At 44.9% G+C, this 25,571-nt stretch carries 19 protein-coding genes; 8 read left to right on the top strand and 11 right to left on the bottom strand.

Annotated elements, in window-relative coordinates; genetic code table 11:
• Positions 1-4: 4 nt before the first annotated feature.
• Positions 5-3,466, bottom strand: a complete 3,462-nt coding sequence (gene mfd / locus VHA02S_RS01285; protein WP_005446683.1) for a transcription-repair coupling factor — start codon at positions 3,464-3,466, stop codon at positions 5-7.
• Between the two features lie 5 nt (positions 3,467-3,471).
• The gene (locus VHA02S_RS01290; protein ID WP_038899109.1) at positions 3,472-4,041 is read right to left on the bottom strand and encodes a PilZ domain-containing protein; all 570 of its coding nucleotides are present in this window, start codon (positions 4,039-4,041) and stop codon (positions 3,472-3,474) included.
• A 264-nt stretch (positions 4,042-4,305) separates the two neighbouring features.
• Here VHA02S_RS01290 and lolC point away from each other — a divergent pair, with 264 nt between their 5' ends.
• The 3 genes from lolC to lolE are packed head-to-tail and all read left to right on the top strand — an operon-like array spanning position 4,306 to position 7,461.
• Positions 4,306-5,514 (top strand): lipoprotein-releasing ABC transporter permease subunit LolC, encoded by a 1,209-nt coding sequence (gene lolC / locus VHA02S_RS01295; protein ID WP_026000130.1) that lies wholly within the window; start codon positions 4,306-4,308, stop codon positions 5,512-5,514.
• The gene (lolD, locus tag VHA02S_RS01300; RefSeq protein ID WP_029790268.1) at positions 5,507-6,214 is read left to right on the top strand and encodes a lipoprotein-releasing ABC transporter ATP-binding protein LolD; all 708 of its coding nucleotides are present in this window, start codon (positions 5,507-5,509) and stop codon (positions 6,212-6,214) included. Before lolC ends, lolD begins: the two co-directional genes overlap by 8 nt.
• 2 nt (positions 6,215-6,216) lie before the next feature.
• Entirely contained in the window at positions 6,217-7,461 is a 1,245-nt protein-coding gene (gene lolE, locus VHA02S_RS01305) for a lipoprotein-releasing ABC transporter permease subunit LolE (protein WP_009698315.1), read from the top strand.
• Between the two features lie 197 nt (positions 7,462-7,658).
• Here lolE and VHA02S_RS01310 read toward each other — a convergent pair whose 3' ends face one another.
• Positions 7,659-8,168, bottom strand: a complete 510-nt coding sequence (locus VHA02S_RS01310; protein ID WP_005446692.1) for a DUF2062 domain-containing protein — start codon at positions 8,166-8,168, stop codon at positions 7,659-7,661.
• Positions 8,169-8,176: 8 nt separating this feature from the next.
• Here VHA02S_RS01310 and VHA02S_RS01315 point away from each other — a divergent pair, with 8 nt between their 5' ends.
• From VHA02S_RS01315 to kdsB, 5 genes are read left to right on the top strand one after another with little or no spacing between them, the layout of a single operon-like run.
• Entirely contained in the window at positions 8,177-10,435 is a 2,259-nt protein-coding gene (locus VHA02S_RS01315) for a DNA internalization-related competence protein ComEC/Rec2 (protein ID WP_038898173.1), read from the top strand.
• 31 nt (positions 10,436-10,466) lie between these two features.
• Positions 10,467-12,215, top strand: a complete 1,749-nt coding sequence (gene msbA / locus VHA02S_RS01320) for a lipid A ABC transporter ATP-binding protein/permease MsbA (RefSeq protein WP_038898172.1) — start codon at positions 10,467-10,469, stop codon at positions 12,213-12,215.
• A 5-nt stretch (positions 12,216-12,220) separates the two neighbouring features.
• A complete protein-coding gene (gene lpxK / locus VHA02S_RS01325; RefSeq protein ID WP_009698313.1) occupies positions 12,221-13,228 on the top strand; it encodes a tetraacyldisaccharide 4'-kinase in 1,008 nt (335 codons plus the stop codon).
• Entirely contained in the window at positions 13,209-13,388 is a 180-nt protein-coding gene (locus VHA02S_RS01330) for a Trm112 family protein (RefSeq protein WP_005378451.1), read from the top strand. The genes lpxK and VHA02S_RS01330 overlap by 20 nt, the downstream gene beginning before the upstream one ends.
• A complete protein-coding gene (kdsB, locus tag VHA02S_RS01335; RefSeq protein ID WP_005446698.1) occupies positions 13,388-14,146 on the top strand; it encodes a 3-deoxy-manno-octulosonate cytidylyltransferase in 759 nt (252 codons plus the stop codon). Before VHA02S_RS01330 ends, kdsB begins: the two co-directional genes overlap by 1 nt.
• An 82-nt stretch (positions 14,147-14,228) precedes the next feature.
• On the opposite strand, the gene VHA02S_RS01340 is transcribed toward kdsB, so the two are convergent.
• From VHA02S_RS01340 to pflB, 8 genes are all read right to left on the bottom strand, one after another.
• On the bottom strand, positions 14,229-15,788 hold the full coding sequence (locus tag VHA02S_RS01340) for a SpoVR family protein (RefSeq protein WP_017819023.1): 1,560 nt from the start codon (positions 15,786-15,788) through the stop codon (positions 14,229-14,231).
• A gap of 11 nt (positions 15,789-15,799) precedes the next feature.
• Positions 15,800-17,071 (bottom strand): YeaH/YhbH family protein, encoded by a 1,272-nt coding sequence (locus VHA02S_RS01345; RefSeq protein WP_038898171.1) that lies wholly within the window; start codon positions 17,069-17,071, stop codon positions 15,800-15,802.
• Between the two features lie 45 nt (positions 17,072-17,116).
• On the bottom strand, positions 17,117-19,051 hold the full coding sequence (locus VHA02S_RS01350) for a PrkA family serine protein kinase (RefSeq protein ID WP_005431706.1): 1,935 nt from the start codon (positions 19,049-19,051) through the stop codon (positions 17,117-17,119).
• Positions 19,052-19,540: 489 nt separating this feature from the next.
• On the bottom strand, positions 19,541-20,041 hold the full coding sequence (locus VHA02S_RS01355; RefSeq protein ID WP_005431701.1) for a YfbU family protein: 501 nt from the start codon (positions 20,039-20,041) through the stop codon (positions 19,541-19,543).
• Positions 20,042-20,199: 158 nt separating this feature from the next.
• A complete protein-coding gene (locus tag VHA02S_RS01360; RefSeq protein WP_009698309.1) occupies positions 20,200-20,865 on the bottom strand; it encodes an energy-coupling factor ABC transporter permease in 666 nt (221 codons plus the stop codon).
• 179 nt (positions 20,866-21,044) lie between these two features.
• On the bottom strand, positions 21,045-21,785 hold the full coding sequence (gene pflA, locus VHA02S_RS01365) for a pyruvate formate lyase 1-activating protein (RefSeq protein ID WP_005446703.1): 741 nt from the start codon (positions 21,783-21,785) through the stop codon (positions 21,045-21,047).
• 144 nt (positions 21,786-21,929) lie between these two features.
• Positions 21,930-22,907 carry a lipid A deacylase LpxR family protein gene (locus tag VHA02S_RS01370; RefSeq protein WP_009698308.1) on the bottom strand — a complete coding sequence of 326 codons (978 nt, stop codon included), beginning with the start codon at positions 22,905-22,907 and terminating at the stop codon, positions 21,930-21,932.
• A 152-nt stretch (positions 22,908-23,059) separates the two neighbouring features.
• The gene (gene pflB / locus VHA02S_RS01375) at positions 23,060-25,336 is read right to left on the bottom strand and encodes a formate C-acetyltransferase (RefSeq protein ID WP_038898170.1); all 2,277 of its coding nucleotides are present in this window, start codon (positions 25,334-25,336) and stop codon (positions 23,060-23,062) included.
• Positions 25,337-25,571: the final 235 nt, after the last annotated feature.

The raw sequence follows: 25,571 nt of genomic DNA on the forward strand, positions 1-25,571 counted from the left end.
ACTATTAGCTCGTTGGTAATAAATTCTGTTTAAAATCATTCAGTAAGTCTTGAACAAACTGAATGCGTTTACGTCGGTCCGTCAATGGTACGCTAAACTTGAACTTAGTTGGACCTTCCATTGCAAATTTTTGCGGCTGTGATTGCAGGAGTTTAACTAAATATGCTGGGTTTATGTCAGCATCAGGGTAAAACTCGATGAAACCACCTTTGTCATGAGCTTCAATTTTCTTAGCTTTGAGACATGCAGCAGCAATTTTTAGCTCAGAGACAGACAGTAAGTTCTTCGTTGCATCAGGTAGCAAGCCGAAACGATCAATCAGTTCCACTTTTAATTCTGATAGCCCTTCTTTATCTGTCACGCTCGCGATTCGTTTGTACATAGATAGGCGAGTGTTGACGTCTGGTATGTAGTCATCTGGCAAAAGAGCTGGAATACGCATTTCGATTTCAGTTTGTTCTCGAAGTAGATCATCCAGTGAAGGCTCTTTGCCCTCTTTTAAGGCTTCAACGGCTTGTTCAAGCATTTCCATATATAGTGTAAAACCAACCGATTGAATTTGACCACTTTGTTCGTCACCCAGTAACTCACCAGCCCCGCGGATTTCAAGATCGTGGGTAGCAAGAGTGAAGCCAGCACCAAGGTCTTCCAGTGACGCAATTGCATCAAGACGCTTAATTGCATCTTTCGTTATTGCTTTTGGATGTGGCGTCAACAGGTAAGCGTACGCTTGGTGGTGCGAACGACCAACACGACCACGAAGCTGGTGCAACTGCGCGAGACCTAGGTTATCTGCTCGGTCCATGATGATGGTGTTGGCGGTTGGTACGTCAATACCTGTTTCTATGATCGTAGTACATACGAGTAAGTTGAAGCGCTGATGATAGAAATCATTCATGATGCGCTCGAGCTCGCGTTCACGCATCTGACCATGTGCAACGGTAACTCGCGCTTCCGGAATCAGCTTTTGCAAATCTTCGGCGGTTTTTTCAATCGTTTCGACTTGGTTATGTAGGAAGTAAACCTGACCACCACGCATGATTTCACGGAGTACTGCTTCGCGTACCACGGAGTCTTCGCGTTGACGTACGAAGGTCTTAATCGCCAAGCGGCGTGCTGGTGGTGTTGCGATGATCGACAAATCGCGCATGCCACTCATTGCCATGTTTAATGTGCGCGGAATTGGTGTTGCGGTAAGCGTTAAGATGTCGACATCGGCACGCATTGCTTTCACTTTTTCTTTTTGACGCACACCAAATCGGTGTTCTTCATCAACAATCAACAAGCCAAGATCTTTGAACTTAATATCGCTTGATAGCAACTTGTGAGTACCAACGACAATATCAACTTTGCCATCAGCGACATCTTGGAGAATCACTTTTTGCTCTTTTGCCGATTTAAAGCGCGACAGGACTTCTACGCGAATTGGCAAGTTAGCAAAGCGGTCGCGGAAGTTTTCAAAGTGTTGCTGTGCAAGCAGAGTGGTTGGTACTAAGACTGCCACTTGCTTACTGTTGTCTGTGGCAACAAATGCAGCGCGCATTGCGACTTCTGTTTTACCAAAACCAACGTCACCACAAACTAGGCGGTCCATGGCTTTTGCTTGGCACATGTCAGACAAGACCGCATTAATTGCCATTGACTGATCGTCGGTCTCCTCAAACGGGAAAGTTGCTTTGAAAGTTGCGTATTGACCGCGGTCGAGCTCAAATTTATAGCCCGGTTTTAGCTCTCGCTTGGCATAAACATCCAGAAGTTCTGCTGCAACGTCACGAACTTTCTCTGCAGCTTTACGGCGAGCTTTTGCCCATGCTTCACCGCCTAGTTTATGCAGCGGTGCACTTTCTTCAGCTCCGCCAGAGTAGCGGCTAATCAAGTTCAGTGAAGATACGGGTACGTAAAGCTTGGCATCATTTTGATACTCAAGTGTTACGTATTCCGTTTTCATACCGCCAGCTTCAAGAGTTTGTAGGCCTATGTAGCGGCCGATACCGTGATCGATGTGCACAACAGGCTGACCCGGCTTAAGTTCAGCTAGGTGGCGTATGACGGTGTCACTGTTGACTGCTTTTTTGTCTTTACGGCGACGTTGGATAACGCGATCGCCAAGCAGATCGCTTTCGCAGATCAGCGCGAAATTTAGCTCTTCATGAATAAAACCATGTTCCGCAGCACCTAGAATTAGGCTGAAACGATCGTCAGAATCCAGCGCTTGATATAGTGAACCATGGACTACTGGGCGCACTTTAATGCCTTGCAGTAGCTCTGTTAATGCTTCACGGCGACCTTCTGACTCGACAGAGAAAACGATTTTACCCGCAAACTGTTCACTGAATTGGCGTAAACGCGCTAACGGCTCTTTGTTCTGCTGTTGAACACCAAGCTCGGCTAGAGATTGAACGGCGAGATTCTGGCGACCTGCACGTTTAACGATTTTCTCTAGGCTCAGCTGAGCTTGCGGTAGTTGTTTGAAGTGAGTGAATAGCTCATCTTTCTTCAGCCACAATTCATGTGGTGCTAACAACGGACGCAGTGGATCGATTTTCTTTTGATCGTAGCGGTAGTCAACGTCATTCAAGAAGGTATCGACTGCGGCTTCAATATCGCCGTAGGTGATCAGTTGAGAGTCATCGGGTAAATAATCGAAAAGCGTTTCTGTATGATCGAAAAATAGTGGCTGCCAATATTCGATGCCCGCCGGCCAAGTGCCTTTGGTGACTTGCATGTAAATTGACTCAGGCTCGCGGCGAGCTTCAAACTGAGAGCGCCAACGAGTACGGAAATCTTCAATAGCCGCTTTCGTCGTCGGAAATTCATGCGCAGGTAGAAGCTGGATTTGCTGAATGTCTTCGATCGAACGTTGGTTTTCTGGATCAAATGTGCGAATGGTGTCGATCTCGTCATCAAAGAAATCAATGCGATATGGATCTGAACTGCCCATTGGGAACAAATCTAGGATCGAACCTCGGCTTGCATATTCACCTGGACCAAAAACTTGATCAACGTGACGGTAGCCAGAGTTCTCCAGTTGCACACGCAGTTTTTCCAGCGAGAATTGGTCGCCCGTTTTCACCATCAAGGTGTGTTGCAGTAAGAAATCACGCGGGGACTGGCGTTGTAATACTGTGCTCACTGGCACAATGGTCACACCACGATTTTGGTTTGGCAATTGATATAAGCGTGCAATACGATCTGAGATGATCTCTTGGTGTGGAGAAAAGTTGTCGTATGGCAGCGTCTCCCAATCAGGGAATAGGCTTACAGGTTGGTCGGTAAATTGCTCAATTTCTGCTTGCAGTTTGAGCGCGATTTGCGGGTCTGGTACCACTAGCAGAGAGTGGCTAGAGTGTTGTTTTGCTAGCTCGGCAATCGCCATCGGCAATGCCGCTCCCGGTAAGTTGCCAAGCTGTTTTTTATCGCCACGCTCAGACGGATTGGTGACGGACAGAATCGTTGCTTTTGTCATGGTAATTATTTGTTATCTCGCTCTAATGAGCGCTGACGGAGTAGTTTTTGCTGTTGGTATAGTGCGGCTTTAATCAATAAATCTTGGTCAGCTTCTCGAAGTAATTTGTACTTTAGTGTTACTACATAGCCTTGCTCGGCAGGTTCGCACTCTACTACCTGAGCGTAGCAGTAAATTGCTGCAGCAGGATGATCTAAGAAGAGCTTCACACGAACCAGTTGGTCTTTTTCTACGGCAGAATCGCTACGGTAGCTCAGTTGGCTTGCGCCGAATTGCGTAGTCTGGAAACGGAGTGCAATGTCATCTTGTTGCGAGAGCATAAAGCTGAGCAGTAAGTTGAGTTTAGAGTTTTGAGTATCCAGCAAATGGATGACGTGTTTTAACTCTTTGTTTTGCAGCTCCAATCTCGCGTTATCAGCTAACATATCTAAATGGCTAAATTCACTTGCGACAATAAAAGGCGCTGGAATTTCGGATTGGAAAGTCTCTTCATCTGGCAGAGCAAAGTCCGTCCCTAGCGTTTCGACGTTGATAGTCAGATTGTGGTGTACGGTAAAATATTCTTGCTCTGTCATAATTCGGTCCTTTTCTGCCATCGAGCGCTCTCATTTCATTTAGGAATGAGTAGGATAGGGGGTTGATTATCGCTAATCAGGTTAAGTTATCAAGTTTCCCCGTTTCTCTGGCTGAACTTTTTGCTGTAAATGGGGACTTATTGCATGTCGTTGACAAATTTAGCGATTATCTTGTCTTCTTCATTGTAAGAGTAAGGTAAGATAACCCGTATTAACTAGCTAAGTAATGGCTTCATAACTAGATAACCAGTTGGTTTGTCCTATATGTATCATCCTATTTCTTTGTTTATTGGCTTGCGGTACCTTCGGGGACGCTCCGGAGACCGATTTAGCCGATTTGTTTCTTATATGTCGACAGCCGGTATCACAATTGGCGTGATGGCGTTAGTGACGGTGCTTTCCGTAATGAACGGTTTTGAAGCCCAGTTGAAAGAGCGCATTTTAGGAGTGCTTCCTCATGCTGTGATTTCGCAACACGATAGTAAAACGCCTCTCAGTGAAGCTGCTCCTAAGTTCATTCAAGATATGTCGACCATAGCAAAACCAGAACCTATTGTTCGTGGTGAGGCTGTTATTCAAAGCTCTGCACAACTGACAGCTGGTTATTTAATTGGTATAGAGCCCAAACTTGGCGACCCGATTTCTAACCACCTTATCGCAGGACGTTTATCTTCTCTTCAAGCAGGTGAGTACAAAGTATTCCTTGGTCACAGCTTGGCGCGCTCATTGAAAGTGTCGATGGGCGATAAAGTCCGTTTGATGGTCACCAATGCCACCCAATTTACCCCACTGGGTCGAATTCCGAGCCAACGTAATTTCACGGTAGCTGGCATCTTCAATACGGGCTCAGATGTCGATGGTCAGCTTATGATTGTTAATATGACTGATGCGGCAAAGCTGATGCGTTTACCGAAAGATACAGTCTCTGGCTGGCGTGTGTTCTTCTCAGACCCTTTTATGGTGACTGATTTTGCTGATCAGCCAATGCCTGATGGTTGGCAATGGAGTGATTGGCGAGAACAACGTGGTGAGCTTTTCCAAGCCGTCAAAATGGAAAAGAATATGATGGGCTTGATGCTTGGGCTGATCGTTGGTGTTGCGGCGTTTAACATTATTTCCGCTTTGATCATGGTGGTGATGGAGAAGCAATCTGAAGTCGCGATTCTTAAAACACAAGGAATGACTCAATCTCAAGTGATGGCGATTTTCATGGTTCAAGGCGCAAGCAGTGGTGTGATTGGTGCCATTGTTGGTGGTGCAATGGGCGTTGCTTTATCACTTAACCTCAATGCAATTCTTGAAGCGGCGGGAGTGGCACTATTTAGCTTCGGTGGTCACTTACCTATCGTGATTGATTCATTCCAAATTTTACTGGTGGTAGTGCTGGCGATTGCTCTGAGTCTAGCTGCAACTGTTTACCCGTCTTTCCGAGCATCTTCTGTTAAACCTGCTGAGGCACTTCGCTATGAATAAGCTATTAGAATGTCGTGATATTCGTAAAGTCTACCGAGAGGGTTCGTTAGATACTGAAGTGCTCAAAGGTGTAAGTTTTGATATTGATAAAGGCGAGTTAGTGTCTATTGTCGGTTCATCAGGCTCGGGTAAGAGTACGTTGCTCCACATTCTTGGAGCATTAGACGATGCATCTCAAGGAGAAGTGGATTTTCTGGGACAGAACTTGTCTGCTTTGAGCTCCAACAAACAAGCTGCATTGCGCAATAAGCATCTTGGCTTTGTGTATCAATTCCATCATCTGCTGGCTGATTTCACAGCGGTTGAAAATGTTGCAATGCCACTGTTGATTGGTGGGGCGAAAGTTGCAGATGCGAAAGCGGAAGCAAAAGCCCTTCTGGAGAAGGTGGGGTTGGGACATCGAATGGATCATCGTCCGTCAGAACTTTCTGGTGGTGAGCGCCAACGTGTGGCTATCGCACGAGCTTTGGTCAATAAGCCTGACTTGGTTTTAGCAGATGAGCCGACTGGTAACTTAGATCACAATACGGCGCTAGCGATTTACGACTTAATGCGTGAGTTAAATCAGGAGTCGAATATTGCTTTCTTAGTTGTCACTCATGATAACGAGCTAGCCGCGAAAATGGATCGCCAAATGCATATGCAAGATGGTTTGCTGGTGGATCGTTTTACCACAGACACAGCAACCGTGGAGGGCTAATTTTGTTTTCATCTTTAGCATTGATGATTGGTGGACGTTTCAGTCGCGCTAAAAAGCGTAACAAGATGGTATCGTTCATTTCTCTTTCCTCCACCATCGGTATTGCGGTTGGCGTAGCTGTCATCATCATTGGCTTATCTGCGATGAATGGCTTTGAACGAGAGTTACAGTCTCGTGTGCTTTCTGTGATTCCACATGGTGAGTTAGAGGGGGTGAATGGTCCACTGCACAACTATACCAAAACCATGAAGCAAGCCCTAAGTCATGAGCATGTGGTTGCTGCCGCACCTTATGTTCGGTTTACGGGGTTAGCAGAAAAGGGCAGTAAGCTAAAAGCAATAGAAGTTCGCGGTGTGGATCCAGCTTTTGAGCAAGCTGTTTCTAGTATGTCTGACTTTATTGACCCACAGGCGTGGCAAAATTTTTACTCAGGTCAACAGCAAGTGATTCTTGGGCGTGGTGTCGCAAATGAGTTAAAGGTCGATGTTGGTGACTATATTACTTTAATGATCCCGCAATCAGGCAGTACGAATAAGGTACAAGCCCCAAAGCGAGTCCGAGTCAAAGTCGCTGGTTTTTTAACGCTTAACGGTCAAATCGATCATTCATTAGCGCTAGTACCACTCAAGGATGCTCAAGCCTATGCCCGCTTAGGTGATGGCGTTACAGGTATTTCGCTGAAAACGGATGATGTGTTGAATGCACCATCAATTGTACGTGAAGTCGGTAGCCGAATTGATGTTTATGTTTACCTAAAAAGCTGGCAACAACAATTTGGCTTTTTGTACCGTGATATCCAACTTGTTCGTACCATTATGTACCTGGTAATGGTGCTAGTGATTGGTGTCGCGTGTTTCAATATTGTCTCGACATTGATGATGGCGGTTAAAGATCGCGCGGCTGAGATTGCGATTCTTCGTACTATGGGTGCAAAAGACAGTTTGATTAAGCGTATCTTCGTTTGGCAAGGCGTATTCTCGGGCGTATTTGGTAGTCTTGCGGGTAGTGTCGTTGGCGTTCTTGTCGCTCTCAACCTCACACCGATTATTAAGGGGTTGGAAGCCTTAATTGGTCACCAATTTCTTTCGGGGGATATCTACTTTGTCGACTTCTTACCATCGCAATTGCATTGGCCAGATGTTGCTTTGGTTTCAATTACGGCGATTATCTTGAGTTTGTTGGCAACATGGTACCCAGCCTCCCGTGCAGCGAAACTTAATCCTGCGGCGGTATTGAGTTCCAAGTAATCTACAAAGCTCAGCGAACAGTTCGCAAATAGCAGACAACAAAAAAAGGACCGATTATTATCGGTCCTTTTTATCTATATCGTTGCTATCTCTAATTGGCTCGATGCGTTTCATACTTGAGTTACATCACCTTTCATTTCTAACGTTAACTGTTTTCCATTCAACGCGCCATAACCTGCCAACTGGTGAATAAGCGCTTATCGTACTTTACGCTTTTGCCAGCTTCTCACGACTGAATAACGCCAAAGACCACGAATACCGAAATAACCAATGATTGCTGACACTACGCCACAGATCGCGCAGCCAAGTAAGAACGGAGGTCCTATGGTGTTCATTTGCTGCATGATGAATTCCCACGACAATTCAAAGTGGAATGGTTGTGGTGGTACATGCATGACCAAGGCGCCAAGCTTGTAAGCAAAGTAGAACAGCACTGGCATGGTAATTGGGTTACTGATCCAAACAAGTGCGACTGATAGAGGCAAGTTAACACCAAGCATGATGGCAAGACCTGCCGCCATGATCATCTGACTCGGAAGCGGGACAAACGCCATAAACAGACCAACAGCAAAAGCACCAGACGCAGAGCGACGATTTAAACACCACAAGTTTGGGTTATATAAAACGTTGCCGAAGACCTTCAGTGCTTTTTGGCGTTTGATCATTTCATGATCTGGCATGAAGCGTTTTATCAGCTTTCTAGGCATAGGACGACATGACTCTCTTAGAAAAAAGTTTGACCTTGGCTTTATTTGTAGCGAGCGTTATTTCGTCTGCATGGTGGCCGACGATACCAGATTGGCGTTGGTTGCTGCTGGGAATAATTGCCACTGGCTCAATAATAAAATTACGACGTGGCTTATTGAGCATAGGCGTAATTTCGGGCTTTATGGTTGTCATTATCCACGGCAATGTTATGGAGCATCAAAGACAAGCCCTGTTTCAAGCAGGGGTGAATATTACCATAAATGGCAAAGTTGACAGCCCTTTTACGCAAATAAGTCACGGATATGAAGGAATTGCGCGTGTCCATCAGGTGAATTCTCAAAACTTGTTACCTTTTTTTAAACCGAAAATCCGGTTGATAACGCCTTTCCCACTCGCAGTTAACAGTGAGTTCACTACCGAAGTGACAATTAAACCCATCTTTGGGCTCTTAAACGAAGCAGGTCATGACGCCGAAAAGCAGGCAGTAGGAAAGGGCATTGTGGCAAGGGCGACCGTTTCAAAGGATTCAGCGTGGCTTATTCGTGAGCGATCATCATTAAGAACGCAAATTATCGCCGTCGTTCATAAGCACATTGTTCAGCTTGAACACTTCGCTCTTATTCGTGCTTTGGCGTTTAGTGACCGTACGCTTCTGTCTCGATATGACTGGCAACTCCTACGTGATAGTGGCTTACTGCATTTGGTCTCGATTTCGGGTTTACATATAGGAATGGCGTTTGCTTTTGGTATGAGCTTTGGGGTTGTTGTTAGGTACGCTTTGCCAAAATTTGTCTTTTTACCTTCCTTGTTTGGGCTTGCTACTGCTTTTTTGTATTCATGGTTAGCAGACTTCTCTTTGCCTACGACTCGAGCTTTTTCAGTATGTTTGATTTACTTGTTATTAAAGTCTGCTTTGATTTATTGGAGCGCTTGGCGCGTGCTGCTCCTTGCTGTAGCAATACAGTTGTGCATCGAGCCGTTTTCTGCACTCACTATGAGCTTTTGGCTGTCTTATCTCTCTGTTATCGCCGTTTTATTTGCAGTGAATTGTGTACAACATAGCCGTGGCAATTGGATTAGGAAACTGGGTACCTTATTCAAAATTCAGTTAGTACTCACTGTGTTGATCATTCCGATTAGTGGGTTGTTTTTTGCCGGGACGAGCCTCTCCTCTATTTTATATAACCTCATTTTTATCCCTTGGTTCGGTTTTGTTGTCGTTCCACTGATGTTTGTTGCACTTATCATTACCCCGTTTTCAGTGCACTTGGCGAACATGCTGTGGCAGTGGTTAGATTGGATGCTTGTACCCCTTACTTGGTCTTTGCCATTTGCTTTGGGGAGTTGGCAATCTCTTAGCTCACAGGCAACGTTGTGGGTGCTGGTATTGGGCGTTTGTGTGCTTTCGATGCGATTTTTAAATCGAGAAGCTTCAGGTGTTTTGTTCTTGGTCATCACAAGTCTGGTGTTGTGGTATGAACGAAAATCTGATGGTTGGCGTATTGAAGTGTTAGATGTTGGGCATGGACTTGCAGTGCTCCTAGAAAAAGACGGTGAAGTGCTTTTATATGACACGGGTAAAACATGGGCTTATGGAAGTATTGCTGAACAAGTTATTGCTCCTATCTTGTATCGCAGAGGGTTCGGTTCTATCGACATGTTTGTCGTCAGCCACGCCGACTCAGATCATGCTGGAGGACGTGCATATATCGAAAGGCACTTCGCCCCAGTTCGTAAGTTTAGTAGCCAAAACTACGCTAACTACCAACCTTGTATTGCAGGGGAACGATGGAAATGGCAAGCGCTAGAATTTGAAGTTCTTTGGCCTCCGAAGTTGGTTAAACGTGCATATAACCCACATTCATGCGTGATTCGTGTCGTCGATACCAAAACGGATTTTAAGTTGCTATTAACGGGCGATATTGAAGCCGTTAGTGAATGGATCTTGGTGAGAAAACCCGATCAGTTAAAAAGTGATGTTGTGATTGTCCCGCATCACGGAAGTAAGAGCTCTTCTAACCCCAAGTTTGTTGAAGCGATTGCCCCAAAACTGGCGATCGCATCTCTGGCAAAAGGGAATCAGTGGGGAATGCCTGCAAATAACGTGGTTTTAGCGTACGAGAACGCCAATGCGAAATGGCTGGATACGGGGAATGGCGGTCAAATAAGCGTCCTTATTGAGCAAGAGAATTGGTATTTTGAAACGAAACGAAGTGAGACATTTGACCCTTGGTATAGGCAGATGCTGCGTAACGGAGTAGAATAAGAGTCTTAATGTAAGAAAACAAAGCACTTCTATGTCGATAAATACTGATGAAACGACTTGGCAGACGTTTAAGCGTCTATGGCAATTTATTCGCCTTTATAAGTCAGGTCTAATCGTTGCTGTTGTAGCATTGGTTGTTAATGCTATCTCTGATACCTACATGATCTCCTTGCTAAAACCGCTTCTAGATGAAGGTTTTGGTAGTGCGGAATCTGATTTTCTACGTACACTTCCACTTATCGTTTTCGCCATGATGTTTATTCGTGGTGTGAGCGGGTTTGTCTCTACTTATTGTCTGAGCTGGGTATCCGGCAATGTGGTAATGCAAATCCGTCGCATGGTGTTTAATCATTTTATGCATATGCCTGTTTCTTATTTCGATAAAGAAAAAACAGGCAATCTACTTTCTCGAATTACTTATGACTCTGAACAAGTTTCAGCGGCGACTAGTTCTGCGCTAGTTAGCATTGTGCGTGAAGGCGCAAGCATCATTGGTTTGTTGGTTCTGATGTTCTATAATAGCTGGCAATTGTCTTTGGTTTTGTTTGCTGTTGCACCTGTTGTTGCTTTTGGTATTAGCGTTGTTTCTAAGCGATTCAGAAAGATCTCGAGAAACATGCAGACGATGATGGGCAATGTGACTGCCTCTGCAGAGCAAATGCTGAAAGGTCACAAAGTAGTACTGAGTTATGGCGGCCAAGATATCGAAGGTAAACGCTTCGAGAAAGTAAGTAACCAAATGCGCCAACAAAGCATGAAGTTGGTGACAGCTCAAGCAGCGGCAAACCCAATCATCCAGATGATTGCGTCTATTGCTATTGTTGTGGTGCTTTATCTTGCAAGTATTGACTCAATTAAAGACCAGTTAACGCCGGGTACATTTACTGTTGTATTCTCTGCGATGTTTGGTTTGATGCGTCCATTGAAAGCACTAACAAACGTAACGTCACAGTTCCAACGTGGTATGGCGGCGAGCCAAACTTTGTTCGCTCTTGTGGATTTGGATACAGAAAAGAACGAAGGCAAATTCACTGTCGAGCGAGCAAAAGGCGACGTTGCAGTGAAAGATGTAAGCTTTACCTATGAAGGTTCTGAAAAGCCTGCATTGGAAAATGTCAGCTTTGATATTCCACGAGGCAAAACAGTTGCCTTAGTGGGGCGCTCAGGTTCAGGTAAGAGTACCATTGCGAATTTGTTTAACCGTTTCTACGATGTAAGTGGCGGTGCTATCTCACTTGATGGTCATGATATCCGTGACTATGAGCTGAAAAACTTACGTGAGCAGTTTGCTCTGGTTTCGCAAAACGTGCATCTGTTTAACGATACGATTGCGAACAATATTGCTTACGCAACAGAAGGCAAGTATTCACGTGAAGACATTGAACGCGCAGCCAGCCTAGCTCACGCGATGGAGTTCATCAGTAAGATGGATGGTGGACTCGACGCGATGATAGGTGAGAACGGTGCAAGCCTTTCTGGTGGGCAGCGTCAACGTGTAGCAATTGCTCGAGCTTTATTACGTGATGCGCCAGTTCTTATTCTTGATGAGGCAACATCTGCTTTAGATACCGAATCTGAACGTGCAATCCAATCTGCTCTGGATGAGCTACAGAAATACAAAACCGTATTGGTGATTGCCCACCGCCTATCTACGATTGAGAATGCAGATGAAATTTTGGTTGTGGACGAAGGTGCAATTGTTGAGCGTGGTAGCCATGCCGATTTAATCGCAAAAGATGGCGCTTATGCCCAACTTCACCGAATCCAATTTGGTGCTTAAGCGCTGTGATTGAAAAAATCTGGTTCGAAAACCACCCTCTCAAGTACTTACTGTGGCCGCTACTGTGGCCACTTAGTCTGTTATTCGGTGCAATTAGTAAGTCTAAGCGACAACAATACCAATCTGGAAAAAAACAAGCGTATAAAGCGCCTGTACCTGTTGTCGTTGTTGGTAACATTACTGCTGGTGGGAACGGCAAAACCCCAGTTGTGGTGTGGCTAGTAGAGCAATTGCAGCAACTTGGTTTTAAGCCTGGAGTGGTGTCTAGAGGCTATGGCGCAAAAGCGCCGCAATATCCGTTATTGCTTGATGATAGTACGCCTGCTAAACATTGTGGTGATGAACCTAAGCTTATCTATCGCAGAACTGGCGCACCAGTGGCAGTGGATCCAGTCCGTGCTAATGCAGTGAAAGCATTACTAGAAGTGGGCGTTGATATCATCGTTACGGATGATGGGCTTCAACATTACGCGCTTGAGAGAGATATCGAGTTTGTTATTGTTGATGGTAATCGTCGCTTTGGTAATGAAAGCCTTATACCGCTTGGCCCGCTTCGCGAAGGGGTAGAGCGTCTTTCTAACGTCGATTTTATTATCACTAACGGTGGTCAAGCTCAGCAAAACGAAATGCCAATGTCTTTAGCGCCATCGAAAGCCGTTAATTTAAAGACAAAACAGCAAGTCGAGGTGAGCGAACTGCAAGACCTCGTTGCATTTGCTGGGATCGGACATCCGCCACGATTTTTTAATACACTTAATGCGATGAACGCTGACGTTAAAGTAACGAAGGGTTTTGCCGACCATCAAGACTTTGACCAGCAAGAATTGCACACATTGGCTCAACAAGGGGCGAATGTGATTATGACAGAAAAAGATGCCGTCAAATGTGACAGCTATGCGCAAGATAATTGGTGGTATCTGCCTGTTTCTGCTCAGTTTGAATCAAACGATGCAGAGCGAATTTTAAATCGAATAAAAGAGGTTAAAGCGACTTATGGATCACCGTCTGCTTGAGATTGTAGCTTGCCCTGTGTGCAAAGGTAAGCTGACGTACGATAAAGATAATCAAGAGTTGATCTGCAAATTGGATCGCCTTGCTTACCCAATAAAAGAGGGTATTCCTGTTCTGCTTGAGCCAGAAGCTCGAACCATGAGCATGGACGAGGGACGCTAATGTCTTTTACGGTTGTCATTCCTGCACGCTATGCGTCAAGCCGCTTACCAGGTAAGCCATTGGCAGATATTGGTGGTAAACCTATGATCCAATGGGTTTACGAGCAAGCGTTACAAGCGGGTGCAGAAGATGTGATTATTGCAACTGACGATGAGCGAGTGTCAGTGGCAGCAGAGCAGTTTGGTGGCAAGGTTTGTATGACCTCGCCAAACCACGAATCTGGCACTGAGCGACTAGCCGAAGTAGTAGAGAAAATGGCGATTCCTGCAGACCACATTGTGGTGAATGTTCAGGGTGATGAACCATTGATTCCGCCGTCTATCATTCGCCAAGTGGCTGATAACTTAGCAGGTTGCGATGCGCCCATGGCAACGCTTGCGGTGGAGATCGAATCGGAAGAGGAAGTCTTCAACCCGAATGCGGTAAAAGTGGTCGCGGATGAGCGTGGCTATGCCATGTATTTTAGCCGAGCAACGATTCCATGGGATCGTGACAACTTTGCTAAACAAGACAAAACGATCGCAAACCCATTGATGCGTCACATCGGCATCTACGCTTACCGTGCTGGTTTTATCAATACCTATGTGAATTGGCAGCCAAGTGCACTTGAACAAATCGAGTGCCTAGAGCAGCTTCGCGTACTTTGGTACGGCGAAAAGATTCATGTGGAAGTTGCAAAAGAAGCACCAGCAGCCGGTGTGGATACGCCAGAAGATTTAGAAGCAGTACGTGCGATTGTCGCTAAGCAAGCACAATAAGCTTGGTATTGATTTCAAAATTAGAAAAGGCTCCTCATTGAGGAGCCTTTTTGTATCTACGATAGATTGGAAGCTGTATCGGTTAGATATTGGTGTCGTACTGATTGCGTTTCGGACATGTTGAGAGGATCTCTCTGTGTCCGGTGTCTTTGACTTCTTCCAAAATTACGTCGAAGCCCCACAAGCGATATACATGCTTAAGTACTTCTTCATAACTGTTATCCAAAGGAATGCGGTTATGGGGGACATATTGCAGCGTTAATGAGCGGTCACCGCGGACATCTACGTTAAACACCTGAATATTTGGCTCTAAATTCGCCAAGTTATATTGCGCAGCCAGCGTTTCACGAATGCGTCGGTAACCCATCTCATCATGAATGGCGGCAACTTCGATGAAGTTTTTACGATCATCGTCATTGATGGCAAACAACTTGAAATCACGCATGAGCTTCGGTGATAAGTATTGGCTAATAAAGCTTTCATCTTTGAAGTTATGCATGGCAAAGTGAACCGCGTCTAACCAGTCTGTTCCTGCTAGTTCAGGGAACCACTCTTTGTCCTCGTCTGTTGGTTCTTCACAGATACGTTTGATATCGCGGAACATCGCAAAACCAAGCGCATAAGGGTTGATACCACTAAAGTAAGGGCTGTTATATGGTGGCTGTGCAACCACACTAGTGTGGCTGTGTAGAAATTCGAGAATGAACTTCTCAGACACCAAACCCTCATCATAAAGGTGATTAAGAATGGTGTAGTGCCAGAATGTTGCCCAGCCTTCGTTCATGACCTGAGTTTGTTTTTGAGGATAGAAGTATTGGCTTACCTTACGCACGATACGCACAATCTCACGTTGCCATGGTTCAAGCAGAGGAGCATGTTTTTCAAAGAAGTAGAGCAGGTTCTCTTGTGGCTCGCTAGGGAAACGAACTTTAATGTCTTCTTCTTTGGTTTTCGATTGTGGAACGGTGCGCCATAACTCGTTTACTTGCGATTGCAGGTAAGCTTCACGCTCTTCCTGACGCGCTTTCTCCTCGTTAATTGAAATCTTTTCAGGACGTTTATAACGGTCAACGCCGAAGTTCATAAGTGCATGGCAAGAGTCTAGAAGCTGCTCGACTTCGTGCACACCATAACGCTCTTCACATTCCGCAATGTAGTTCTTCGCAAACAATAGATAATCGATGATAGAGCTGGCATCGGTCCAAGTTTGGAACAGGTAATTGCCTTTAAAGAATGAGTTGTGCCCATAGCATGCGTGAGCAATAACCAGTGCCTGCATAGTGATGGTGTTCTCTTCCATCAGGTAAGCGATGCATGGGTTTGAGTTAATGACGATCTCGTAAGCTAGACCCATTTGACCGTGCTTATAGTTCTGCTCTGTTTGGATGAACTTTTTACCAAACGACCAGTGGTTGTAGTTGATAGGCATACCGATGCTTGAGTATGCGTCCATCATTTGCTCTGAGGTGATGACTTCGATTTGGTTAGGGTAGGTGTCGAGACGATAATGCTCCGCGACACGCTTGATTTCCTTGTGGTAACGCTCCAGCAGTTCAAATGTCCAGTCTGGACCATCTGGCAGCATATTATCTCTGCGTTTCTTCGAGGCTTCCCCCGAAAGGTTTGTCGTTGCGGTATTCATCGCTAGCCTCCTTACGCATTTTCTTTTTGGAATAGTTCACGGAAGACTGGGAAGATATCCTCCACAGAGCGGATGTTTTTCATGGCGAAGTTTGGAAAGGCTTCGGAAAGCTTTTCATACTCATGCCACAGCGTTTGATGGGAACGTCTAGTGATCTCGATGTATGAATAGTACTGACAATTTGGCAGTAACTTATTGACGAGTAGGTCACGACAACGGGGTGAGTCGTCTGCCCAGTTATCGCCATCGGATGCCTGAGCCGCGTAGATGTTCCATTGACCCACAGGGTAGCGGTCTTGAACGATCTCATTCATCAGCTTGAGCGCGCTCGATACGATAGTGCCCCCCGTTTCTTGCGAATAGAAAAACTCGTGCTCGTCGACTTCTTTCGCTTGAGTGTGGTGGCGAATGAAGACCACTTCAACATTCTCATACGTGCGAGTTAAGAAAAGATACAAAAGCACATAGAAGCGTTTTGCAATGTCTTTGGTGGCTTGATCCATAGAACCGGATACGTCCATTAGACAGAACATGACCGCTTGGCTCGATGGCACAGGGCGCTTCTCATAGTTCTTGAAACGTAAGTCGAAGGTATCAATGAAAGGCACGCTTTCGATTTTCTTACGTAACTCTTCGATTTCCTTCTTCAAGCGATTTTCTTCGAGCTGTTGTGCAGGCTCAATGTTCTTGACGCGAGTTAGTTCATGCTCTAGCTCGTTAAGAAGACGTTTTTTACCTGCTGTCATTGCGGTGCGTCGCGCCAGAGATTGTTGTAACGAGCGAACGACGGCAATGTTGGATGGAATACCCGCGGTTTGATAACCCGCGCGATGGGTCTTCCACTCTGTGATTTTGGCAATTTGGTTTTTCTCGAGATTTGGTAGCTCTAAATCTTCAAATAAGATGTCGAGATATTCGTCTTTTGAGATTTGGAAAACGAACTCGTCTTGACCTTCGCCGTCGGGGCTAGCATTGCCTTCACCAGCACCGCCGCCTTGACCTCCACCTTTCGGACGTTCAATTTTATCACCCGTGATAAATTGGTCGTTACCAGGGTGCACACGGTCACGTACGCCCCCTTTACCCTGATGAAACATAGGTTCGTTAATGTCTTTGTGCGGTATTGCGACGTCTTCGCCCGTTTCCGTGTTCGTGATCGAGCGTCGATTCACTGCGTCAGCTACCGACTCTTTAATCTGCTCTTTATGGCGCTTCAAGAAGCGCTGTCGATTAACAGCGCTCTTGTTCTTGCCATTGAGCCTTCGGTCTATAAATTGCGCCATGAAATAGCCCTCTTCATGTTTCACAAGCGACCTAACTCAAACTGGTTAGGATGACTTACGTACTCGTAGGTACCACTCAGAAAGTAGGCGAACCTGTTTCTCGGTGTAGCCTTTTTCCATCATGCGAGCGACAAAGTCGTCGTGTTTCTTCTGATCTTCAGAAGACGTTTTCGCATTGAATGAGATAACCGGAAGCAGCTCTTCGGTATTGGAGAACATTTTTTTCTCGATTACCGTGCGCAGTTTTTCGTAGCTGGTCCAAACTGGGTTTTGACCATTGTTATTGGCTTTCGCACGAAGCACAAAGTTTACGATTTCGTTTCGGAAATCTTTCGGGTTAGAGATGCCCGCTGTTTTCTCGATCTTCTCTAATTCAGCATTTAGAGAAGCACGGTCGAACAGTTGGCCTGTTTCTGGATCGCGATATTCTTGGTCTTGGATCCAGAAGTCTGCATAGGTGACGTAACGGTCGAAGATATTCTGACCGTACTCAGAGTAAGACTCTAGGTATGCCGTTTGAACTTCTTTACCAATGAACTCGACATAACGAGGCACTAGATAGCCTTTCAAGAATTCAAGGTACTTCTCTGCCATTTCTGAAGGGAACTGCTCACGTTCTACTTGCTGTTCAATAACATAGAACAGGTGAACAGGGTTGGCCGCCACTTCCGTTTGGTCGAAGTTGAACACGCGAGATAGGATTTTGAAGGCGAAACGAGTTGATAGACCGTTCATACCCTCGTCAACGCCTGCGTAGTCACGGTACTCTTGGTAGCTCTTCGCTTTCGGATCGGTGTCTTTCAGTGTTTCACCATCGTACACTCGCATCTTAGAGAAGATGGACGAGTTCTCAGGCTCTTTAAGTCGCGAAAGAATACTAAATTGTGCCAGAGTTTCAAGCGTACTTGGTGAGCAAGGTGCTTTAGAAAGCTCACTGTTTTCAAGCAGTTTCTGGTAGATCTTCACTTCTTCCGACACACGTAAGCAGTAAGGTACTTTCACTATGTACACACGGTCTAAGAACGCCTCATTGTTCTTATTGTTGCGGAAGGTTTGCCACTCAGATTCGTTCGAGTGAGCCAGAATCATACCGTCGAATGGAATCGCAGACAGTCCCTCGGTACCATTAAAGTTGCCTTCTTGAGTTGCGGTTAATAGAGGGTGTAGCACCTTGATTGGCGCTTTGAACATCTCTACGAATTCCATCAAACCTTGGTTCGCTTTACACAGCGCGCCAGAGTAACTGTAGGCATCTGGGTCGTCTTGTGAGTAATGCTCTAACTGACGAATATCGACTTTACCAACGAGGGACGAAATGTCTTGGTTGTTTTCATCGCCTGGCTCGGTTTTAGCAATAGCCACTTGGTCGAGGATGGAAGGGCGTACTTTCAGCACTTTGAACTTGGTGATATCACCACCAAATTCATGCAGACGTTTTGCTGCCCACGGTGACATGATAGATCTTAGGTAACGATGTTCGATGCCGTATTCTTTCTTCAAGATCTCGCCATCTTCTGTCGGATTGAACAGACAGAAAGGGTGATCGTTAACTGGGCTTCGTTCGCCGTTCGCACTAAGCACATAAACGGGCATTTTTTCCATTAGGGCTTTTAGCTTTTCGGCAAGTGATGACTTACCACCACCAACAGGACCGAGTAAGTACAGAATTTGTTTACGCTCTTCCAAACCTTGTGCGGCATGTTTGAGATAAGAAACAATCTGCTCAATCGCATCTTCCATGCCATAGAAGTCTTTGAAGGTTTCATAACGTGAGATGACTCGGTTCGAGAATATACGGCTCAGTCTTGGATCTTGAGCAGTATCAATGACTTCTGGCTCTCCGATAGCCATCAGTAGGCGTTCTGCAGCATTAGCGTAAGCGCTTTTGTCGTCTTTACACAGGGCTAAGAAATCCTGTAACGACATCTCTTCATCTTTTGCAGCTTCATATCTTGATTGATAGTGGTCGAAAATACTCATGTCGCTTTCCCCTTTAACTAGTCAGTCTACCGACGAACGTTGACGCAGGCTTATCCACCTTTGATATGCCCTTCGTTGTATGAAGTTATACGTCCTGTTATCACGTTTGGTTTGTACTGGAAGTAAGCTAGACAACACCAAAGACTTTGCTTTATGGACACTTTTTCACTGCAACGGAGAACGATGGATAGGTACCTTTCAATCACTCCCTTTCTCATTTTAAGCCTAGTCGGGGATTTCCAATTTTGCTTAACAATTATGAATTTATTGCAAAAGTGACATTTGAATCACTGTTTGGAGATTGAAAAATTTATGTTGTGAATAGGAGTGATAGAAATCAGATATTTGGCTTTGAATCACTGATATTAGTGATTCGTATACAAGTCTAGAGAATGAAAGATAAAACTGTGCTGATAGAATGAGCTTGACTTGTGACAGGGGAAAAGAAAAAAGGAGAGCCTTTGCCCTCCTTTTCAAATACTTGCTGAATTATGCACTAAAGATTTGTGCTAGCTCGTTTGCACATAGGTGGTATTGACGAGGACAGTTGCGCCAGGTTTTTAGCATGCGGCGGTATTTGTCTAACATTGGCATTTGGCTATTGAAGTGGTGATCAGCTTTATCAAATTGAGGGTAAAGACCTTCTGAATCCACTAGGAAGCGCACATAGTGTACTTGTTGTGCTTCTGTCGCAATATCAAAGCCAAGGAACTGAAGGCGACGCTGGTCGACTTTACCGCGCTCTTCGTCATCCAGCATTTTGTTTGATTCTTGCATTGCGTGGTACATCTCCATGATGTCGATGATTTCACGACACTCGGTTTCTGTAATGCAGCCAAAATCTTTGTTCAACTCGCGCATTTGTAGCTCGTAACCACGCTCTACAATAGTCTGTAGACGCTTGTATTTTGCTGCGTTGTTAGGATCAAGTTGAGACATTAGGTTGTACTGGTTTGATAGGATCAAACGTTGAGCGTTTGACATTTCCATGGTGACCTCACTAAATAATCTAATACATTTTTAATGTGCTTAGGTTAACGTTTCGGATGAAGGTGAAACATGATCTCAACACATATTTAATATGAAAAATGGCAAGAATTATCGAATTTAACCAGTTTACAAATGCAGTATGAATGGGGCGTTACAACTTATTTGTGATAATGGTTGTATATGTAGTCACGGTCTGAAAAAACTCTCAGCCACTCAGGCTTAAAAACGGTCAGTACCGCTAAAGCCATTCCATTAAGAAGACCTTCAGGGAAAGCGAGTAACGGAACAAACACAAAGTAATTGTGCTGGATGGTTTGCCAATCATAGTGACCCACAGATAGGTGGTAAAAAGAATTGATCAGCAAGTGGAGGCTGCCGGTAAGTGCACCATTGAAGAATCCTGCCACAAAAATGAAAACGAAGATGTTACGTGGTAAGTACTGGTAGCTCAGAAGAAAGATGCTGTAACTGATAAGTATTGGAATCAGTGCAGAGAGCACCAGCGCGCTTGGCAACATCAACAACGATATGTCATGAATCAAGTGGTTGACGACCATCGCAGGGATGCAAAATAGAAAAGCCATGCGCCAACCATACATCATAGTTAGCGTGGTTAAAGCAAGGAAATGAATTTGTAACCCTTCTTTTACCCCTGCTTGGGCAGACCACAAAACGCTAATCAAGAAAAGTGTCGCGAAGACTAAATGTTGGAATGGCTTTTCTTGTTCCATTTTAGGCCAAACGACTCTTCGCCAATCGGGGAGACAATAAACGACGACGACCCAGAAAATAATGATGATCGAAACAAAATTAAACCAATCCATGTGTTATCCCAACGCTTTTCCTATGAGCTTTACTTACGGTTTCGTATTCCTAATACGTCTAATATGAGTTGGATAGGGCACAAGACCTGCTGGTCCGTTAGACACATATACCTACGTATAGGTAAAAAAATACCAGCAAGTTGCTGGTATTTTTAATCTATTCAATAACCTAATGCTACTTAGTATTTCACATTTGAGTGGTATTGGGAAAGAATTGACTGGATTTCGTCCATAGTTTCTTTAGATGGAGGATTTACACCATCAAGAGGATATTCAACACCAAGCGCCTCCCATTTGTGTGCGCCGAGTTTGTGGTATGGCAGAAGCTCTACTTTTTCAATGTTATCCATATCTTTAATGAATTCACCAAGCATATGAGCGGCTTCTGGTTCGTCCGTGTAGCCAGGAACAACCACATAACGAATCCAAGTCTTTTGACCAATTTTATGTAGATAACGAGCAAAGTCTAAAACACGACGGTTAGACACACCAATGAAGTCTTGGTGAATCTCATCTTTCATGTGTTTTAGGTCAAGCATGACTAGGTCAGTCGCATCCAACACTTCATCGATCACGTCGGTGTGTTTACGGATGTAGCCGTTAGTATCCAAACAAGTGTGAATGCCTTCTGCTTGAGCAGCGCGGAAGAAGTCACGAACGAACTCAGGCTGAAGCATCGCTTCACCACCGGAACAAGTAATGCCACCACCTGATGCGTTCATGAAGTGACGGTAAGTTTTTGCTTCAGCAATAATCTCTTCAACCGTAACTTCCTTGCCATCATGCGTGTCCCATGTATCGCGGTTATGGCAATACTTACAACGCATTAAGCAACCCTGCAAGAAGACGATAAAACGGATACCAGGTCCGTCTACGGTACCACATGACTCAAACGAGTGAATACGACCAGTTGTTGACATCTTTTGCTCTCATTTTTAATAAATTCTGACCGTTATTTTATTACAAATTGCAGGGTTAAAACAGTCTAAGTGGGCTTTCGTTGGCGAGATATTGAGCAAAGACAACGGCGAATGAAAACTCACACGCCGTATGGGGAGATTTCTTTAGAAGAAGGCGAACAAAGACAAAGAGCCTGTACCGTAAACGTCAGTTTGGGCTTCCTCATAGTCTGGCGTTTTCACTGTAAATGTTAAGCTTGCGCCATAGTTTTGGTTGTACCAAGCCGCACCTGCAACGGCACTCGCTTGCCAGTTCTGTAGTGTGACATCATATTGGTCTGATGGCTCTGGTAGACCTGAACGGTCGCCTTCAATAGTGATATCGTTAAAGCGGTAACGACCTTCAAAGCCCGTGAATAAGAACCAACTTGATGTGCTCTTAGCTAACATGCTGGCATGGAATGGACTTTCAACGCTGATGTTTGCGGCACCTATGCTGTTGGCTAAGTTAGTACCCCAACGAAACATGACACCTTGTGAAACGTCACTTCGGAAATTACCTGCGTTAATATCGTTAACGTTGGTAATTTCCCACTGTGTCGTTTTGCCTTCGCTACGCATCAATTTGTTGAACGCTCGGTAGCCGACGCTAAATGCCAACTCGTCATCAATTTGGTAATCCCAACCTTGTGGATCGGTTGAACCAGTAATGCTATGAACCAGCTCTTGCGCCTTTTCAGACAGTGAGCTCTCACCCGTTGCGCCGATAGTGAAATTGTAGCGAACAGCTTTATCAGCGGTGAGTGAGATATAGTTGATTTCAGTATGTAAGTAGCCCGCGTAAGGACGATCGTTGACAAGTGGGTAGTCGGCTTCGATGTCACTTGGCGTGTACATTTTATGCCCAAGCACTAATTCAATCTTATCGACGTTGCTTTGGCTAGAATCATTTAATGTAAACCATTTCCATTCTGCGTCTTCACGCAATTGTTCAGTCGCGTAAGAGAGAAAAATACCATTGGTATAATCTTGGTCAACGCCAAAAATGCCATCGTTATCGAGAGTGAAAGAGACTGTGGATTTGGTGGATGCGATTGCTGCCGGTGATAGCAGCGCAAGGATGAATAATTTACTGAGTTTCATAGTGTATGTTTGCAAGCTTTTTACGCATCATACGGAAGATCCCAGACAAAATCTTTTGTAATGTCACAACTTTAGTTCAAGAAACAAAAAAAGGTCGATGCTTTTCAGCATCGACCTTTGTTCTATCACTTAAAGTGCTAATTCAATCAGTCTTATAGAGACTCAGTGAATGTACGTGCGATTACGTCAGCTTGTTGCTCTGCAGTTAGAGAGTTGAAGCGTACAGCGTAACCAGATACACGGATTGTTAGCTGAGGGTATTTCTCTGGGTGCTTAACAGCGTCTTCTAGAGTTTCGCGGTTAAGAACGTTCACGTTTAGGTGTTGACCACCTTCGATACCAGATTCATGGTGGAAGTAACCATCCATTAGACCAGCAAGGTTAGCACGTTGTGAACCTTCATCTTTACCTAGAGCGTTAGGTACGATAGAGAACGTGTAAGAGATACCATCTTTAGCGTGAGCAAACGGTAGTTTACCTACAGACGTTAGAGACGCTACAGCACCTTTTTCGTCACGACCGTGCATTGGGTTAGCACCTGGTGCGAAAGGAGCACCTGCGCGACGACCGTCAGGCGTGTTACCAGTCTTCTTACCGTATACCACGTTTGAAGTGATAGTTAGGATAGACTGGGTAGGGATTGCGTCACGGTAAGTCTTAAGCTGACGAATCTTGTTCATGAACACTTCAACAAGTTCACAAGCGATGTCATCTACGCGAGCATCGTTGTTACCGAATTTAGGGTAGTCGCCTTCGATTTCGAAGTCGATTGCTACGCCATCTTCGTCACGAACTGGTTTAACTTTCGCGAATTTGATTGCAGATAGTGAGTCAGCTGCAACAGATAGACCTGCGATACCACAAGCCATAGTACGGCGAACGTCACGGTCATGTAGAGCCATTAGCGCAGCTTCGTAGCTGTACTTGTCGTGCATGAAGTGGATGCTGTTTAGTGCAGTCACGTACTGCTTAGCTAGCCAATCCATGAAGTGGTCTAGTTTGCCCCATACATCGTCGAAGTCTAGAACTTCGTCAGTGATCTTAGGCATTTGAGGACCAACTTGGATCTTCAGTTTCTCATCCACACCGCCGTTGATAACGTATAGAAGAGTCTTAGCTAGGTTAGCGCGAGCACCGAAGAATTGCATGTGCTTACCAATGATCATTGGAGATACACAACATGCGATTGCGTAATCATCAGACTCGAAGTCTGGACGCATTAGATCGTCGTTCTCGTACTGGATTGATGAAGTATCGATAGATACTTTTGCACAGAACTTCTTGAAGCCTTCAGGTAGTTGCTCAGACCAAAGAACAGTGATGTTTGGCTCTGGAGAAGGACCCATTGTGTATAGAGAGTTTAGGAAACGGAAGTTTGAACGTGTAACTAGCGTACGACCGTCAAGACCCATACCACCCATAGACTCTGTTGCCCAGATTGGGTCGCCAGAGAATAGATCATCGTACTCAGGAGTACGTAGGAAACGAACCATACGTAGTTTCATTACGAAGTGGTCGATCATTTCCTGTGCGTCAACTTCAGTGATCTTACCTTCAGCGATATCACGTTCGATGTAGATATCTAGGAAAGTAGAAGTACGACCTAGAGACATTGCTGCGCCGTTTTGAGATTTAACAGCTGCTAGGTAACCGAAGTAAGTCCACTGGATAGCTTCTTGTGCAGTTTCAGCTGGACGAGAGATGTCACAGCCGTATTTAGCAGCCATAACTTTCATTTGACCAAGTGCACGGTGCTGCTCAGCAATCTCTTCGCGAAGCTGCATAGTCATCTGTAGATCTTCACCGTTCTCAAAACGCTCTTGTAGAGACTTGAATTGAGCTAGCTTGTCTTGCATTAGACGGTCGATACCGTATAGAGCAACACGACGGTAGTCACCGATAATACGACCACGACCGTACGCATCTGGAAGACCAGTTAGAACGCCTGATTTACGACATGCTAGGATATCTGGAGTGTAGATATCGAATACGCCAGCGTTGTGCGTTTTACGGTATTCTGTGAAGATTTTCTTAACTTGTGGGTCAAGCTCGCGATCGTAAGCTTTGCAAGAACCTTCAACCATACGGATACCACCGTTAGGGATGATTGCACGCTTAAGAGGAGCTTCAGTTTGTAGACCTACGATAGTTTCTAGGTCTTTTTCGATGTAGCCTGCATCGTGAGCAGTGATGGTAGAGATAACTGAAGTATCGAAATCAACAGGAGCGTGAGTCGCGTTCTCTTGTTTGATACCTTCCATTACCTTAGCCCAAAGCTTGTTAGTCGCTTCAGTACCTTCAGAAACTAGGAAAGATTCGTCGCCTTCGTACGGAGTGTAGTTCTTCTGAATGAAATCACGAACGTTTACTTCGTTTTGCCAGTCGCCTGCAGCAAAACCTTCCCAAGCTTTAGCAAATTGCTCTGCCATGACATACCTACCTTTGTAGTAGAAAAAAATACGTACTGGTTCGCCGTTGAGCCAGCTATCTCCACTGTTAAACGGAGAACAGTACACTCTTAATGAATAACAATATTTATAGTCTTAAATAAGAAAGAGTAGGTCATAAAACTATAAATATTGTCACTGCTAATAATGTGGGTTCTTCCCAACCACAATTCAAGGCTACACTAAAAAAATTTTGCAAACCTTAAACTAAATCAAT

This window comes from Vibrio harveyi NBRC 15634 = ATCC 14126 = KCTC 12724 (assembly GCF_001591145.1).
In the GTDB taxonomy this organism is placed as follows: Bacteria; Pseudomonadota; Gammaproteobacteria; order Enterobacterales; family Vibrionaceae; genus Vibrio; species Vibrio harveyi.